The organism is uncultured Flavobacterium sp., from assembly GCF_951805225.1.
GTDB lineage: Bacteria > Bacteroidota > Bacteroidia > Flavobacteriales > Flavobacteriaceae > Flavobacterium.
This window is the reverse complement of record NZ_OX638201.1, coordinates 5,581,635-5,598,588: the sequence shown is the minus strand read 5'-3', so window position 1 is coordinate 5,598,588 and position 16,954 is coordinate 5,581,635. Positions and strand designations below refer to the sequence as shown.

The window sequence follows — 16,954 nt, the reverse complement described above, 5'->3', positions numbered from 1 at the left end:
TTGAAACGGATAGCCCGACCTGCTTTTTTCGGCGGGTCATGCCCATAAAAAAACCTTAGCTTTTTTTGAAAAACTAAGGTTTTTATTTATTTCAGCAAGAGCTTTCAAAACCCTTTTTAAATCATAAGCCTTCGACTTCGCTTAGGATGACACTTATTTTTGTCAGGCTGAGCGAAGTCGAAGCCCTTTACTACATCATATCAATATATCTATCGTGATATCCTAATAAGTATAAAACTCCGTCGAGACCTAAACTTGAAATTGAGGTTGAAGCGTTTTCTTTTACTTTTGGTTTTGCGTGAAAAGCGATTCCTAATCCGGCTAGATTTAGCATTGGTAAATCATTTGCTCCATCTCCAACTGCAATAGTTTGATTGATGTGAATTCCTTCTTTTTCGGCAATTGCTTTTAAGTATTCGGCTTTCTTTTGACCGTCTACAATTTCACCCAAATATTTACCAGTTAATTTACCGTCTATAATTTCTAATTGATTGGCATGAACATAATCGATACCCAATTCTTTTTGCAGATAATCTCCAAAATAGGTGAATCCTCCAGATAAAATTGCAGTTTTATATCCGTAATATTTTAAGGCTTTCATCAAACGATGTGCTCCTTTTGTTATTGGTAAATTTACGGCAACATTTTGCAAAACATCTTCGCTTAAACCTTCTAACAATGCCATACGCTGTTTGAAACTTTCGTTAAAATCTATTTCGCCATTCATCGCAGATTCTGTAATAGCACGAACCTGTTCTCCTACTCCATTTAGTTCTGCCAACTCATCAATTACCTCAGTTTGAATTAAAGTTGAATCCATATCGAAGCAAACTAAACGTCTGTTTCTTCTGTAAATATTGTCTTCCTGAAATGAAATATCGACATTTAAAGTTCTGGAAATCTCCATGAAACTTGCTGTCATGGCAATTTTATCAACAATATCTCCAGTTAGTGACAATTGAATGCAAGAACGTGGATATTCTTCTTTTTCGACTACAGATGTTCTGCCTGTTAATCTTATTATAGAAACAATATTTAAATTTTGATCGGATAGTAACTTTGCGACTGCGGCTAATTGCGAAGCGGCAAGTTTCTCTCCTAAAATATTAATAATATAACGTTGCTTAGATTGAGTTTTTACCCAATTTTCGTAATCTTCAATTGAGATTGGAATAAATTTTACTTTTACTTCTAATTCATAAGCTTTAAACAGCAAGTCTTTTAAAACTGGTCCTGAACTTGAACCTGCTTCGACTTCGAATAAAATACCCAAAGATAGTGTGTCATGAATATCGGCCTGACCAATATCTAAAATATTAGCATCATAAGCAGCCAATACAGCTGTCAAACCAGCCGTTACTCCTGGTTTATCATGTCCTGAAACTTTTAATAGAATAATTTCTTTCTCTTCTGCCATTTTATCTTTGTTGATTTTAAGAAGCGACAAAAATCGGTAATCTATTGTTTATAAAAAAGGATATTGTTTGTTTTTTTTGTAAAGAAAAAGCACATATGAATGTGCTTTTTGAATTAATTTAACAATTATGCCGAAGTATTAAAATAACCTAACTTTTCTAGTTTTTATTAGAATTTGTCAAAAATTTTAAGGGTTAAAATGAGTAATCTTTAAAATCTTCTGATCTTCGGCAGAATTTAAATATTGAACCGGAAATAAAATCTCTTAGCTTGGTTGATTTTCGTCAAAGTTTACCATCCAGCTTACGCCAAATTTATCTTTGAACATTCCGAAATAAGCGCCCCAAAAGGTTTTTCCAAGTGGCATATAAATAGTTCCTCCTGCCGAAAGTCCGTTGAAAATTCTGTCTGCTTCTGCTTCACTTTCGACATTGATAGATACTGAAAAGTTTCCGCCAAAAACTACATCGCCTGATTGTTCGTTACTATCGCTTCCCATTAAAATGGTGTTACCTATTGGCAGTGAAACGTGCATAATTCTGTTAGCATCTTTATCCGATACTTCAGGACAACTTCCGTTTTCGTCTGCAGGCATGTCTTTAAATTTTCCGATATACGGAAATTCTCCTCCAAAAACTGATTTGTAAAATAGAAATGCTTCTTCGCAATTTCCGTTAAAAATTAAATAAGGGTTTACTGATGTTGCCATGATATTTTGTTTTTTGTTTGTTATAGTTAATCTATTTTCTTTCCTCTATTCTCTTGCCTCTTTACTCTATTTTCTATCTTCTAATTCTCTGAAAGCTCTTTTACAACTTCTAATCCTTTTGGAAAAACTTCTTTATAATAATCGATATATTTTTCGACCGTATCAATTTGGGCGACTAAATCTATAAATTCGTCGTCCAGAGTTAATCGATACGTTTCCATTGCACCGCTCCACTTTTTTGTTTCTTCGTCAATTGGTACTTCTTTAAAGTCTTTTATTTCACCTAAATGTTTAAATGCCATATATTCGTTTGGAATTTTCGTTTCGATAACACTATACATTCCTTCGCCGTTAGGAGACATAAAATGTACTTTATCACCTTGATTCCAATCGGTTATAGTATAAGAACCTTCACAAAAAACTCCTGTCCACTTTTTATAGGTTTCGTCGTCCCACAAAACTGACCAGACTTTTTCTGCCGGTGCTTTGATTCTGATTTTAAATTCTAACGTTTCCATATTATGATAATTTACTAAAATCCATAAAAAGTATATTCCAACGATGACCGTCTAAATCTGCAAAACCAAAACCGTACATCCAACCCTGACTTTCAGCCGGAGGAGCAAAAACGGTTCCGCCAGCTTCTGCAACTTTCTTTGCCAATTCGTCAACTTCTACTGCGCTTTCGGCATCAATTGAAATCAGAACTTCTGAACTTAATTTTGTATCCGTAAGTTTATTTTGAGAAAAACTGGCAAATAATGATTCTTCAAAAAGCATTACTACAAATTTTCCTTCACCAACGATCATGCAAGTCGAACTTGGCGTATCGTGTTCTTCATTAAAAGAGAATCCTATTTTCGAGAAAAAGGCTTTAGATTTTGCCACCTCTTTTACAGGCAAATTCAGCCAAATTTGTTTTGTCATTGTTTTACGTTTTAATGTTTTTTAAACCATATAAGTGATGTAAGATAATTTAATTGATGCTTGCGAAGTTTATGCTCGCGCAAAGTCGCAGAGTCGCAAAGTTTTTTTCCTCTGTCCCTTTATAACTTTGCCTCTTTGAACCTCAAAAAAACTAATTAGCTTCTACGTAACTTTTAAAATTATCTAAAATTGCCTGCCATCCTCCGCGTTGCATTTCTTCCGGATTTTGAGTTTCAGGATCAAAATTTTCAATTATTTCTATTCCGTCTGGGGTTTCATTGAAACTAATCTCTACTTTTCTTCCGTCTCCTAAAACATATTCAATTGCTTTGTGTTTTTCTACCAATGTATATTCACCTCCAAAATCAAAACTCATGCTGCCATCTTTTGCTGCCATTGTAGATTTGAACGTTCCGCCTTCTCGTAAATCATTTTCGGCATAAGGCGTGTGCCAGTCCGGTGAAGCAAAACTCCATTTTGTAATATGTTCCGGTAATGTCCATAAATGCCAAACTTTGTCGATTGAAGCGTTAATTGTGTTTTTTACTGTTATCATTATATTTTTTTGTTTATTGTTTACTTCTTATTTAATTGATTTATTATTCGAAATTTTCAACGTATTCTTTAAATTTCAGAACAACTGACTGGCAAAATTGTTCTTGCATTTCTTCAGAAATAGTAGCTTCAGGTTCAAATGTTTCGGTGAGTTTTGTTTCTGAACCTAAATTTTCAAAACGAACATTTGCTATTCTGTTATCCAAAAGCTGATATTCTATCAATGAAAATTTTTCGACTTTAGTATAAATTCCTTCAAAATCAAAACCTTCTTTTCCATCTTTTGAAGCCATTGTGAATTTAAATTTACCATTAACTTTCAAATCATTTTCTGCAAAAGGTGTATGCCAATTTGCAAAAGGAATATTCCAATTCTTAATATGTTCTGGCAATGTCCATAATTCCCAAACTTTCTCGATTGGAGCATTAATTAAATTTTGAACTTTTATCATTTTATGATTTTCCATAGTTACATTTTATCCGGAATTTGATCCTCATTTATAACTGAGAATTCCCAGTGATGTCCATCTAAATCAAAAAAAGAGCGATAATACATCCAGCCATAATCTTGGGCTTCGGCATATTCAGTCGCTCCATTTTTTAAAGCATTCTCAATGATTTCATTTACTTTTTCGCGGCTTTCAGTTTGTACTGAAATAATTACCTCATTAGTCGTTTCTGAATTGCAAATTTCCTTGTGTGTAAATGTTTTGTAGAACTCTTCAACTAACAACATTGCATTGATATTTTTACCTATGATCAAACAAGTTCCTTTGTCATTTGTAAATTGTGGATTGAATGAAAAACCTAAGTGGGTAAAAAATGATATTGACCGATTTAAATCTTTTACAGGAAGATTTAAGAAAATTTTTGTTTCCATTTTTATATAAAATTACAAATTATTAAGACAAAATTAGATTATTAACATTAAGCTTAAGATACTTTAAAAGTCAACTTTAGGGTCATTTAAGACAATTTATCTATTTTTGTGGAAAGAATCTTTTCTAAAATAACAACACGATGACTAAGAAAGTAGGTCTAATCATTCCTCATGATTATAAATTATTAAGCATAGCAGCGATTTTAGAAGTTTTTGAAACGGCTAATAAACTGGCTAAAGAAGATGAAAAACCGTTTGGAATTATGGTTTTCCAATCCGTTGAACAGATTAACGACAAACGCTTATTTGGATATGATGTGAATGCTATTGAAGAATCGAATGAATCTTTGGATCTGATTTTGATTCCGGCTTTTACGACCGATAATATGAGTGAAATGATTGTTAAGAATAAGAATTTTATTCCGTGGTTAAAAAAACAACATACATCAGGCGCCGAATTAGCGAGTTTTTGTACTGGTGCTTTTCTGTTTGCCGCTTCGGGTTTACTTAACGAAAAACTGGCGACAACTCATGTTGATGCTTGCAGTGCTTTTACTAAAGCTTTTCCCATGGTGAAACTAAAACCCGAAGAAACTTTAACCGCCGACGGAAGTCTATATACTAGCGGTGGTTCTACCTCAACATTTCATTTATTGATTCTGTTAGTTCAGAAATATTGCGGAAATGAAATTGCGGTACAAATTGCAAAAATCTTCTCGATTGACTTAAACAGATATAAACAGAGTTATTTTAGCACTTTTAGACCTAATCATTTACATAATGATACACTCGTTGCGATGCTGCAGCAAAAAATAGAAAGTCAATATCATACGATCGAAAAGCTTGAAGAAATTACAAAAGATATTCCAACGAGTGCGCGCAACATGACAAGAAGATTCAAACAAGTTACAGGGATTCCGCCAATTGAATATTTACAAAATATAAGAGTCGAAAGTTCTAAGAAATATCTGGAACAAACACAGCTTACAATTTCTGAAATTATCGAAAAAACAGGTTACAACGATCCAAAAGCTTTTAGAAAAGTATTCTATAAAATGGTTGGAATGAAACCTATTGAATATCGGGAGAAATTTAGGGTTCAGTAATTTTTTCAGGAGCAGAAATCTGGTTTTCAAAAGACCTTAAGTCCTGCTTTACACTATATCTTTTGTCGTGAAACCCATAACAAAAGGATATCGTTTCGATCAGGACTAAATTAGAAATTTCATTTTCATAATTTATCAAACACTTTAAAAAGAAACTACGATGATTTTATAATCCACATCAAGACCTTTTTATTTTGTTTTAAAAGAGCGTCAATTTCTGTCATACTTTCATTTGAAACTGCGGGACAACCCCAACCTTCAGGAGTTCCTTCAGGATAAGTTTCATTACTCGAAATGGCTTCCCAGGAATGTAAAACAATGGCACGATTTCTTGCATTTGAGTTTGTGTTGTCTTTTCCTTGTAATATATAATTCACTTTAATTCCCCATTGACTTACACCGCGATCCAAAACAACAAATTTACCAATAGACGAACAATGCGAATCCAATTCATTACTTATTGAAGCATTATTTTTTGTTGAAGTTGAACCCCATTTATTATCACCACAACCATGACTTACCATATAAGATTTTGAAATTTTGTCGTTTTTAAAATCATAAACAAAAAACCTTTTTAAACCGGAATGAACGCCTAAATCAATTAGAAAAAACTGATCTTGATTTAGATTATTTTTTTGGCAATATTGCTTTGCTTCTTTATAATAGTTGCTGTAATTAATTTCTTTAATCTCATTGCGAGGTTTTATTTCCGAAGTTGTTTCGTTTGTATTTATAGCACTAGATAAATTATTTTCAGAAATATCTTTATTCTTATTACAAGATAAAAGCAACATTAAACTTAAAACAAGGAATATTTTTTTCATAATTAGATAAGAGAAATAATAATATAAAAGTATAAAAAAAACCTGCTCAAATAAATGAACAGGTTATTAAAAGAAACTTTGTCAAAGTTTTGAACTTTGACAAAGTAATATCAAGATTTACGAAGCAATTTCCATTCGCTTCAATAAGTTTTTATTCAAAGTATGTTTTGCGTAATCTTTGTCGATTGTCAAAACTTTATCGTCTGAACTTGGCAATTCGTACATCGCATCTGTTAAGATAGCTTCGCATAACGAACGTAATCCACGAGCTCCTAATTTGTATTCTAATGCTTTGTCAACAATAAAATCTAATGCTTCGTTTGTAATCGTAAATTCAACATCATCCATTAAGAATAATTTTTGATATTGTTTGATTAACGCATTTTTAGGTTGTGTCAAAATCGCACGCAATGTTTCTCTATCAAGAGGATCCATATGTGTTAAAACTGGTAAACGACCAATTATCTCCGGAATCAATCCAAAATCTTTAATATCTTTTGGAATAATATATTGAAGTAAATTGTCTTTGTCGATATTGTCTACATTTTTAGAAGTAGAATATCCAACTGCCTGACGGTTTAAACGTTTAGAAATAATACGTTCTACTCCATCAAAAGCTCCACCTGCAATAAACAAGATGTTTTGAGTATTTACCTCAACAAATTTTTGGTCCGGATGTTTACGTCCTCCTTTCGGTGGCACGTTTACAACTGTTCCTTCTAATAGTTTCAATAAAGCTTGTTGAACTCCTTCACCAGAAACGTCACGTGTTATTGATGGATTATCGCTCTTACGAGCAATTTTATCAATTTCATCAATAAATACGATTCCTCTTTCTGCTTTTGTAACGTCGTAATCAGCGGCTTGTAGTAAACGTGTCAAAATACTTTCGACATCTTCACCAACATAACCTGCTTCTGTAAGTACAGTTGCATCAACGATAGCCAAAGGAACGTCTAGCATTTTTGCAATAGTTTTTGCAACTAATGTTTTTCCTGTTCCGGTTTGACCAACCATGATGATGTTACTTTTTTCAATCTCTACTTCGTCGTCTAATTGCTGTTGCATTAAACGTTTGTAGTGATTATAAACCGCAACTGACATTACTTTTTTAGTCTGATCCTGACCAATTACGTATTGATCTAAGAAAGCTCTGATTTCTTTTGGTTTCTTTAAAATTAAATCTCCAACAAGTTTCGAGCTTCCGCTTGATTTTAATTCTTCTAATACAATTCCGTGTGCTTGTTCAATACACTTATCACAGATATGTGCATTAATACCTGCAATTAATAAATTAGTTTCTGGCTTTTTTCTTCCACAAAACGAACATTCTAATACTACTTTTGCCATTCTTTATTTAAGTTACTAAGCTGCAAAGATACTAAGTTTCTAAGCTTTTTACTTTAAAACTTAAAAACTTAGCATCTTTCAGCTTAATATTTTTTTTATTTTTTTGAATCTCAAATTAAATAGAATACTAAGAACCTTAGTGTCTTAGCAACTTAGAAACTCAAAAATTATCCTCTTCTCAATACTTCATCAATCATTCCGTACTCTTTAGCTTCATCAGCGATCATCCAATAATCGCGCTCACTGTCTTTGTGTACTTTGTCAAAAGTTTGTCCTGAATGTTGAGAGATGATGTTGTATAATTCATCTTTCAATTTCAACATTTCACGTAAATTGATTTCCATATCAGTTGCAACTCCTTGCGCTCCTCCTGATGGTTGGTGAATCATTACTCTTGAATGTGGTAAAGCCGAACGTTTTCCTGCTGCTCCTGCACATAATAAAACTGCTCCCATTGAAGCTGCCATTCCTGTACAAATTGTCGCTACGTCTGGTTTAATGTATTGCATTGTGTCATAAATTCCTAATCCTGCGTAAACACTTCCTCCAGGAGAATTTAGATAAATTTGAATATCTTTTGATGCGTCAGCACTTTCTAAAAATAATAACTGAGCCTGAACGATATTAGCGATTTGATCGTCGATACCTGTTCCTAAAAAGATGATTCTGTCCATCATTAATCTTGAAAAAACATCTAACTGAGAAATATTCAACTGACGTTCTTCTATAATATATGGAGTCATATTTGTTGGATTCATTGCTGCTATGATTTTGTCATAGTACATAGCGTTTACTCCTTGGTGCTTTGTAGCAAATTTTTTAAATTCTTTACCGTAGTTCATATGTGTCTGTTCTAAGTTTTACTTTATTTACTGTATATATTCTCCATCAAAGGTTGTACCTATTTCTAAAGGATGTCAATTTGTCTTATTTTGAAAATTTGCTTCAGGTTTAATTTTGTTTCAGGTCTCAAGTTTTCGAACTTTCTTCTTAAATAGCCCAGATAGCAGTGAAAAGCTTTTTGAAATGGCAACTATTTTTTGTTGGTAAAAAAAAGCGACCAGCGGAAGCTCTTTTTTTACCTTACAAAAAAAGGCAGTCATGAAAAAACTTGTAACGGATAGCTGGATTAGCTTCTGAAAAGTAATCAAAATTAATTTAAAACAAAAGAGCGCCAGGAAGTTTTTCCTGACGCTCAAATATACTTATTTTTTTAGAAATTATTCTCCGTAAGAAGCAGCAATAAATTCTTCGTAAGTTACTTCTTTAGTTGTTGGATTTGCTTTTTCTTTGAACACTTCTAACAATTTCTCTGCAACTACTTGCTCAGAAAGTCTTTTTACTTCGTCTTGGTTAGATAAAACTCTAGCTACAATTCCCTGAACTTCTTCGTCAGTTGGATTTGTTTGACCAAATTGAGCCATTTGTTGTTTGATTGCGTTTGTTGTAAATGCTTTCAAATCTTCGAATGTAATTTGGATATTGCTTTGAGCCATAGCTTTTCCTTCGATTAATTGAAAACGTAATCCTTTTTCAGATCTTGCGTATTCAACTTCAGCTTCTTCTGCAGAAAGTTTTTTCTCTCCAACAGTTTGTAACCATTTTTTAAGGAATGCAGACGGTAAATCAAATTTTGTGTTTTCGATCAAGAAATCCTGAACGTCTAACAATAATTTTTGATCTGCTTGTTGCGCGAATTGAGCTTCAGCATCTTCTTTAATTCTAGATTTCAAATCTTCTAAAGAAGCTACTTTTCCTTCACCAAAAAGTTTATCAAAAAGCTCTTGGTTTAATTCAGCCAATTCTGCTCCGTTGATTGCTTCGATAGTAAAGTTTACTTCGATATCTAAACCGTGAACATCATCGTGACCAACTTTTAGGTAATCCATTAATTGGTGATCATCCTCGAATAAACCTTTTGTGCTTACAGTAACTACGTCACCAACTTTTTTACCGATGAATTTATCACCTGCTTTTTTGTTGAATGTAGAAACTGAAATTGTAGTTGTATTGTTGATTCCTTTTTCTTCGTTTGTGAAAGTTCCAGTTAAATCTGAATCAGCTTCAACTTTATCTTGAGGAATTGCTTTTCCGAATTGTTTTTGGATACGTTCTACTTGTCCGTCGATTAATTTATCATCGGCAGTAACGATATATTTTACGATATTATTTTTTGCTTCTAAATCAATTTCGAAGTTAGGAACTAAACCAATTTCGTATTCGAAAGTTAGTTCTTCAGCATCCCAATCAAAGTTTTCGTTTTCTTTAGCAAGAGGAGTTCCTAAAAGATTTAATCTTTCAGATTGAACAAAACGCTCTAAAGCCAAATCAACTACTTTTTTTACTTCTTCTTGCTTAATTGCTTTTCCGTATTGTTTTTCAACAAGGTCTTTAGGAACTTGTCCTTTTCTAAAACCTTTTACGGTAGCCAATGGCATTTTTTCGTTTATTCTTTTTGCTACCTGACCTTTATAATCCATGTGAACAACGTTTAATACAATCGTTTCGTTCACAGCATCTGTTGCTACTCTTTTAATATCCATCTTCTTCTTTAATTTACATAATAAAATTGGGTTGCAAAATTATAAAATTTTTGCAACCCAACCAAGTTTTTAATCTATTGTATTTGAAGACGTTTTAAACACGCTTTCAATATTTATTTTATTTATCGTCTCCTAATATTGTATAAGTAATAGACTGAAGAATAGACAATATAACACTAAACAATAATGCAGTCAAGAATGAATCGATTTTAAAACCATCAACAATATTGGTACATAATAAAATAATGATCGCATTAATTACCAATAAAAACAGACCTAAAGTAATAACCGTTACGGGTAATGTCAGGATAACTAATATAGGTTTTATAAAAAGATTAAGCAATCCCAGAACAACTGCAACAATTAAAGAGGTAGCAAAACTAGCAACAAATACGCCAGGTAAAAATTTAGCAATTAACAAAACCAAGCCCGCAGTAACAAGGAGTCTAAGTAATAATTTCATAAAGTTTCAGTTTAATTTTTTCGTATAAAGTAAAAATACAAAATTTTAATAATACAATCCTTTATTTAGGATTCCATCGATCGCTTTTTTTTCATGCGCCAACAGTTTTTCTTTTTCAACGTTGGATATATTATGCTCAACTCCTTTATATTCTATTGTAAAAGAGGCTAAGATTTCATCAAAAATCAGCTTTACTCTTTCTACATGATAATCCGAAGTAATTACAACAAGTGAATCCAGATTATGATGCAACATTATTTTCTTTGTCATAACGGCATCTTCAACTGTATTAGCAGACAAAGCAGGTTCTAAAAAACTTTTGTTTTCTACTCCTTTATCCATCAGATATTTCATTGCATAAGTTGCATGTGCATTCTTAGTTGTATTAAAATGTTCTCCAAAACCACCGGTACAAATAATATAATTATTCGTTGGATCAAAAATTTCCAAACAATAATTCAATCTGTCTAAAGCGGTATATCCCAGACTGCCATCATCTGAATTTGGAGAACCCAGAACAACTAAAGTTTTCATCTTTTGCAATTTTATATTCTGACAAAATCAATAACCTTTACTAATAGGTTACTCTTTTAAAAACTCAGTCGTTAATTCAAAAAACATTTTAGGATTTTCGGCATGAAGCCAATGTCCTGCATTTGGAATAGTTTCGAATTTAGCTTTTGGAAAATGCTGACGTATGTCATCAAAATCTGCATCTGCAATATATCCTGATGCGCCTCCTCTAATAAATAAGGTTTCTTTTTCGAAAACTAAACCTTCAGGCAAAGCTTTTCCGATAGCATCGAGATTATTATTGAAAACTTCAAGATTAAATCTAAAAGCCAATTGTCCCGGTTCTTTCCAATATAGGTTTTTCAACAAAAACTGACGTGTCCCAAAATCAGATACATATTCTGCAACGATTGCTTCAACATCATTTCGACTTGGCTTTACTGAAAAATCTACTGCGTTTAAACCTGCCAAAATATCCTGATGATGTTGTTTATAAAATCTCGGACCAATATCTGCCACAATCAATTTGTCTACAATTTCAGGATGTGTCGTTGCAAAAAGCATTGCTACTTTTCCGCCCATTGAATGTCCTAAAATATCTATTTTGTTCAATTGATTAGCTTGGCAATATTCGAAAACGTCTTGAACCATTGCCTCATAACTCCATTCGTCTGAATGAAAACTGCGGCCGTGATTCCGTAAATCTAAAATATGAACCTGAAATCCTGCTTCAACATATTGTCCGGCAAGTGTTTTCCAATTATCAGACATACCCAGAAATCCGTGCATGATGATAAATGGTTTTCCTTCGCCTTCTATTTTTGAGTATAACATTTGTATTTGGGTTTTAAAAAACTGATCACAAAGGTAAAAAACTTATCTATCAATCTCTAATCGAACAACTTCTATAAGGTTGTTTTTTAATCTTATTATATTAAAAAAAAGTTCACCCTTTTACGGTTTCCCGTATGCATATTAAAATTTCGTAAGGTACCTTGCGTGCTTAAAAATCAAATCAAAAACTTGATTTAATACACTAATTAAATACCACATCCATGATTAAAAAATTTCTTTTATTATCATTAGTTGTTTCTCAACTAACAATTTCATGTTCTAGCGATGATAGCTCTGATACTAAAGATGAAACTCTAGCAGAACAAATTGCAAACATTGTTAAGCAACCTTACTCAAAATTAAGTCCTGCTGACCAAAAATTAAAATTAGAAGCTGAAGCTAATGATATGCTAACTCAATTAGACAAATCAAAAAGTTCAAGCGCTATTGAAGCTATCGAAAACCTTAACAGATTATTAGATTTGAGTCAGGTTGACATTTTTGGCGGAAAAAATAACAATAAAGTTGAAGACATCATAAACGTTTCTGGAGTTTACGGTATCTATACTTGGAATAATACTGAAAAAGTTTGGGTTAAAACAGCTTCTACTACAGAATTGAAATTTGTTTTCCCTGCTAAATCATCTCAAACTGCAAACAATGCAATACTTTCTGCAAAAGGAGTTTCTTCTGATGTGAAAGTTAAATTTTATGATGGTTACATTACCAATAATAATGGAATGCAGGAAATCTTTGACTCAATCTTTCTTCCTTCGTCATCAGATGCAACTTTAACAATTGATGGTAACTCATCTGCAACGTTTACACAAACTGCTAAATATTCTAGTAAAAACCAATCTCCTGACGAGTTTGCTTACAAAATAACTTTAAATGATGGTTATACTTGGGAAATGAGCGGTAAAAAAGGTGCTGAAAATACTGCAAAAGCTAGCTTTACTTATAACGGAAAAAATTTAGTTGATTTTAATACTGGAAGTACTGCAAACATTGACAATTTAATTGATAATGACGAACTTATCCAATACAGAGGAAAAGCAAATGGATTAATCACATTAATGGACAATTTTGTAATTGTTGCTGATATGGATTTAGCTACTGCTGCCGCTGATGATGCTGCTTTTGAAAAAGCTAACACTCGTCCTGTTCGTCCAGCTTGGAATCAAGCAAACAGCGACTACAAAGCATACTATACTGCTTTGAATGCATATGAGAAAAAATACTCAGAAGGTAGTGTAGCTAGCTTCAACAAAAACATGAAGTTAATCTTAGTTTCTAAAAAAGACGGAACTAAAATTGCAGATGTTATACAACACTCAGAAAAAGACGGTGATGATCATACTTTCCTCTTACCTGTTTGGAATGCTGATGGTGGTTACTGGTCAAATGATGGTACTGGAGAAATGTTTTCTCAACCTTATCTTATAGAAGTATACTATTTAAAATTCAGCGATAATACTGAAGTTGCAATGGGCGTTTACTTCTCAGAAGGTTTTGAGAACTTAAACACTAAATTCAATGATTTCATAAAAGCATTCAACAAATAATAGCTTTTTAAAATTATAATTAGAGCCGATTTGAAATCATTCAAATCGGCTTTATTTTTTTGGAGGTGTTTTTACCAATAAAGTACTTTGACCATATCCTGCCCAAATTCCGATTCCGCCTTTTATATTAGATTTCAAACTTGCGTTTGCTGGAAATATTGGGTTTTTACTATTTACAATTTCGTTTTGCCAACTGTTCCAGAAATCTAAAGCGTCTTTATTTTGCGTTCTTAGCTTTACATGAATCAAATCTCCATCTGCAAAATAAGGTGTGAATTTTGTTTTTGGAAAAAGTATAACGCCTCGATTTATTTGTACTGAAACCTCAGCTTTAGTAAAGTTTTTATCGTCTAAATTACCATAAAACGAAGGAACAAAAATAGGTTCTTCACCATCGATTTTTGTTGCAATCTGATAATAGTTTTTTTCGTTTACAGGATCATCAAATTTTACAAAAACATATCCTGTAGTATCTGTAGCAACCTTTTTAATATACTCAGCACTTTTGAGCTCTACACTTTTTGGAATTTTTGTTACCGCTTCGATTACACGATTTAAATATTCAATTTTAAGCGTATACTCTTTTCCGGCTTCACCTTTTAATGTTGATCCAAAATACACAAATGGCGGCACTCTGTTTTTGTCATTTTTAACTTTTAAAACTTCTGATATCTTACCGTCAGAAATTGTGATTTTTGCAGATCTGATGACGTGATTCAAAACATTTGTAGAATCAATAGCGTCGGTAATCGGAATACTACTCGATAACAAAACCTGAGCATAATCACCTTCTTCGATCCAGCCTTCAACTACGACTTTAGACTCCATGCTATGATCGCTAAAATCATCTTTTGAACAACTTATTACTACCAAAATCAAAAGAAACACTATATATTTTTTCATCTTTTAAAATTTAAATCTCCAACTTATTGAAGGCAATCTTCGATACAAAACCTTTTTTTCCTGTTTTACAATTACATTGCTTTTATCTTCATTTACCTGAACATTTAAAACCACATAAATGGGGTTTTGTATGTTTAAGGCGTTATAAATCGAAAAATTCAAAGCACTTTCTTTTTTATTAGTTTTCAGTAAAAAGTAATTCACAGAAACATCCGTTCTGATATAATTTGGCATTTGAGCATTATTATATTCTGAATATTCTTTGACCGGATTATTATTTATAAAATACCATGAAGTTGGTAAAGTAAATCGGTTTCCGGAACTAAAGATCTGCGTTAGTCCAAAATTCCATTTTGGATTCAAATCGTACATTCCAACTAAAGAAAGATTATGACGACGATCGTATTTCGCAAAATAAGTATTGCCGTTATTCAGTTCATCAAAATTTCGATCAGACCAACTTAAAGTATAACTCAACCAACCTGTAAATTTTCCGTTGCTTTTTTTCAACATCATTTCAAATCCGTATGCTTTTCCTTTTCCAACTAACAAATCATTCTTAAGCGTTGTGGTTTCGTTAAACTGAGTTATTCCATAAGGATATTCCAATAAATCTTTCATTGAGCGATAAAATCCTCCAAACGAAGAGCTATAGTTTCTTGAAATATTTTGATTTGAACCAATCGAAAATTCGTTTGACGATTGTGGTTTTATTCCATCTGAACTTGCGATCCAGAAATCTGTCGGAATTCCCACACTCGAAGTTGTAACCATACTTAAATATTGATATTGTCTATTATAAGAAGCATAAAACGAATATTTGTCGTTTGGATAATAATTCAACACGACACGAGGTTGAAAATGCAAATATGAATCTTTTCCTGAAGTATAATAGTTGATTCTAAGTCCTAATTCTGCAATAAGATTCTCAAATATCTTTGGTTTTGCCGTTGTAAAAACAGCTGCTTCATTGGCATTAATTATACCATTTTGAGATATATTATTATTGGTTGTCAGATTTTCAACATTTACTTTCTGAGGCTGTAAATCGTGATATACATATTGCAAACCTGATTCGAAAGGAATATTCTTAACGAAATAACGAACTGAATTTATGAACCCAAAATCTTTTACATAAGAAGAAACCCGAAACTGAATTGTAGCTTGTTCCATGTCTAAATCATTAGAATATTGACTGAAATAAACCGAATTTGACATGCTTACTTTAGGCGAAAATGTGGTGACCAAAGTTGGAGAAACTATAAAATTACTCCATTTTAAATTGGTTCTTAAAGCTAGATTTCCATCTTTAACTTTTAGTTCGTCTCCGCTAATAAAGGCATCAATAGAAAATAAATTCTTTTTTGAAATCTGAGAAAGAAAGGTAATATTTCCGTCTGAAAATCCGTATTTCATTTCCTGAACATTCTTTTCTTTTGATCCGGATTTCAAAAATGGCCCGACTACTTCATCAATATAGGTTTTTCGTCCAGAGATATAAAATCCTGAATTTTTAGCCACCGGAACCGCCACACTTATTTGTGATGCGAGAATCCCGACATTTCCTTGTATTCCAAATTCTGTTGGTACTTTTTTGTTGGGAATCAAAAGTGTAGTTGAACTTAAACGTCCGCCATATTTTGCATTTGAACTTGATTTATCAAATTCTACTTCCTTAATATGGTCTGTATTATAAAAAGGAAAAATACCCAATAAATGTGACATTCCATATACGGGAGTTCCGTTGTACAAAATGGCGTTGTGTCCCGGATCTCCGCCTCTTACATATAAATATCCGTTTGCGTCTCCGGAATTCTGAACTCCTGGCGTTAATTGCAAAAGTTTTATAATATCTGTGGTTCCTGAAACAGTTGGAACTGATGATAATTCTTTTAGATTGAAAGATAATTTACCGCCGGACAAAGTCGTGATTCCGCTTTTTTTGTCATTAGCAATAATAACTTCTTTCAAGATTGAAATATCTTTTTCTAAAACTATCGAAATTAAAGTGTCTTTTACAAAATCAAAATGAATTGATTTTTTTAAATATCCTAATTGGTTAATCGCTATTTCGACTTTTCCTAAAGGAATATTTTGCGAAAAATATCCAACAGAATCTGATATTGCATAGTAATTCTGATTGTTTGTATGGAAAGAAATACTTGCACCAACAAGGTTTTCGTTTTCGGGAGATTTTATGTTTCCAATTATAGTGGCTTTAGTTTGCGCAAATACATTGGAAAAACAGAACAAAAAAAGGATAATTATTGATTTCGGCACTTGATTTTAATAAGAAAAGTGCGAAAGTAATCAATTATAAACCAATTCTCAGGTGATGCAAATATTTTATTTTGGGGTTTAAACTT

The 16,954-nt window shown here is 32.5% G+C and carries 18 protein-coding genes; 2 read left to right on the top strand and 16 right to left on the bottom strand.

The window, feature by feature from the left end:
• Nucleotides 1-190: 190 nt before the first annotated feature.
• The 7 genes from serB to WN975_RS23290 form a co-directional block, all read right to left on the bottom strand.
• Nucleotides 191-1,417, bottom strand: coding sequence for a phosphoserine phosphatase SerB (serB, locus tag WN975_RS23320; protein ID WP_337968565.1), 1,227 nt, complete (start codon nucleotides 1,415-1,417; stop codon nucleotides 191-193).
• A 264-nt stretch (nucleotides 1,418-1,681) separates the two neighbouring features.
• On the bottom strand, nucleotides 1,682-2,125 hold the full coding sequence (locus WN975_RS23315) for a VOC family protein (protein WP_337968564.1): 444 nt from the start codon (nucleotides 2,123-2,125) through the stop codon (nucleotides 1,682-1,684).
• Nucleotides 2,126-2,205: 80 nt separating this feature from the next.
• The gene (locus WN975_RS23310) at nucleotides 2,206-2,643 is read right to left on the bottom strand and encodes an SRPBCC domain-containing protein (RefSeq protein ID WP_337968563.1); all 438 of its coding nucleotides are present in this window, start codon (nucleotides 2,641-2,643) and stop codon (nucleotides 2,206-2,208) included.
• Between the two features lies 1 nt (nucleotide 2,644).
• The gene (locus WN975_RS23305) at nucleotides 2,645-3,052 is read right to left on the bottom strand and encodes an extradiol dioxygenase (RefSeq protein ID WP_337968562.1); all 408 of its coding nucleotides are present in this window, start codon (nucleotides 3,050-3,052) and stop codon (nucleotides 2,645-2,647) included.
• A 151-nt stretch (nucleotides 3,053-3,203) separates the two neighbouring features.
• A complete protein-coding gene (locus WN975_RS23300; RefSeq protein ID WP_337968561.1) occupies nucleotides 3,204-3,608 on the bottom strand; it encodes an SRPBCC family protein in 405 nt (134 codons plus the stop codon).
• A 43-nt stretch (nucleotides 3,609-3,651) separates the two neighbouring features.
• Nucleotides 3,652-4,074, bottom strand: a complete 423-nt coding sequence (locus tag WN975_RS23295) for an SRPBCC domain-containing protein (RefSeq protein WP_337968560.1) — start codon at nucleotides 4,072-4,074, stop codon at nucleotides 3,652-3,654.
• 2 nt (nucleotides 4,075-4,076) lie between these two features.
• Nucleotides 4,077-4,487 (bottom strand): glyoxalase/bleomycin resistance/extradiol dioxygenase family protein, encoded by a 411-nt coding sequence (locus WN975_RS23290; RefSeq protein WP_337968559.1) that lies wholly within the window; start codon nucleotides 4,485-4,487, stop codon nucleotides 4,077-4,079.
• Between the two features lie 140 nt (nucleotides 4,488-4,627).
• Here WN975_RS23290 and WN975_RS23285 point away from each other — a divergent pair, with 140 nt between their 5' ends.
• Nucleotides 4,628-5,593, top strand: a complete 966-nt coding sequence (locus WN975_RS23285) for a helix-turn-helix domain-containing protein (RefSeq protein WP_337968558.1) — start codon at nucleotides 4,628-4,630, stop codon at nucleotides 5,591-5,593.
• A 155-nt stretch (nucleotides 5,594-5,748) separates the two neighbouring features.
• Here WN975_RS23285 and WN975_RS23280 read toward each other — a convergent pair whose 3' ends face one another.
• The 7 genes from WN975_RS23280 to WN975_RS23250 form a co-directional block, all read right to left on the bottom strand.
• On the bottom strand, nucleotides 5,749-6,417 hold the full coding sequence (locus WN975_RS23280; RefSeq protein ID WP_337968557.1) for a murein L,D-transpeptidase catalytic domain family protein: 669 nt from the start codon (nucleotides 6,415-6,417) through the stop codon (nucleotides 5,749-5,751).
• A gap of 117 nt (nucleotides 6,418-6,534) precedes the next feature.
• Nucleotides 6,535-7,767 (bottom strand): ATP-dependent Clp protease ATP-binding subunit ClpX, encoded by a 1,233-nt coding sequence (clpX, locus tag WN975_RS23275; protein WP_337968556.1) that lies wholly within the window; start codon nucleotides 7,765-7,767, stop codon nucleotides 6,535-6,537.
• 167 nt (nucleotides 7,768-7,934) lie between these two features.
• Nucleotides 7,935-8,609: an ATP-dependent Clp endopeptidase proteolytic subunit ClpP gene (clpP, locus tag WN975_RS23270; protein WP_089054473.1), complete on the bottom strand. Its 675-nt coding sequence runs from the start codon at nucleotides 8,607-8,609 to the stop codon at nucleotides 7,935-7,937.
• A gap of 378 nt (nucleotides 8,610-8,987) precedes the next feature.
• On the bottom strand, nucleotides 8,988-10,310 hold the full coding sequence (locus WN975_RS23265) for a trigger factor (protein WP_337968555.1): 1,323 nt from the start codon (nucleotides 10,308-10,310) through the stop codon (nucleotides 8,988-8,990).
• A 118-nt stretch (nucleotides 10,311-10,428) separates the two neighbouring features.
• Nucleotides 10,429-10,773, bottom strand: a complete 345-nt coding sequence (locus tag WN975_RS23260; RefSeq protein ID WP_337968554.1) for a phage holin family protein — start codon at nucleotides 10,771-10,773, stop codon at nucleotides 10,429-10,431.
• Nucleotides 10,774-10,818: 45 nt separating this feature from the next.
• On the bottom strand, nucleotides 10,819-11,307 hold the full coding sequence (locus WN975_RS23255) for a YdcF family protein (RefSeq protein WP_337968553.1): 489 nt from the start codon (nucleotides 11,305-11,307) through the stop codon (nucleotides 10,819-10,821).
• A 48-nt stretch (nucleotides 11,308-11,355) separates the two neighbouring features.
• Nucleotides 11,356-12,120 carry an alpha/beta fold hydrolase gene (locus tag WN975_RS23250; RefSeq protein ID WP_337968552.1) on the bottom strand — a complete coding sequence of 255 codons (765 nt, stop codon included), beginning with the start codon at nucleotides 12,118-12,120 and terminating at the stop codon, nucleotides 11,356-11,358.
• Nucleotides 12,121-12,341: 221 nt separating this feature from the next.
• Between WN975_RS23250 and WN975_RS23245 the strand changes: the two genes are divergently transcribed.
• Nucleotides 12,342-13,685, top strand: coding sequence for a hypothetical protein (locus WN975_RS23245; protein WP_337968551.1), 1,344 nt, complete (start codon nucleotides 12,342-12,344; stop codon nucleotides 13,683-13,685).
• Between the two features lie 51 nt (nucleotides 13,686-13,736).
• Here WN975_RS23245 and WN975_RS23240 read toward each other — a convergent pair whose 3' ends face one another.
• Together WN975_RS23240 and WN975_RS23235 are read right to left on the bottom strand one after the other, a co-directional pair.
• Nucleotides 13,737-14,588: a DUF4249 domain-containing protein gene (locus WN975_RS23240; protein WP_337968550.1), complete on the bottom strand. Its 852-nt coding sequence runs from the start codon at nucleotides 14,586-14,588 to the stop codon at nucleotides 13,737-13,739.
• A gap of 3 nt (nucleotides 14,589-14,591) precedes the next feature.
• Complete coding sequence (locus WN975_RS23235; RefSeq protein WP_337968549.1) at nucleotides 14,592-16,868, bottom strand: TonB-dependent receptor; 2,277 nt, start codon at nucleotides 16,866-16,868, stop codon at nucleotides 14,592-14,594.
• Between the last annotated feature and the right edge of the window lie 86 nt (nucleotides 16,869-16,954).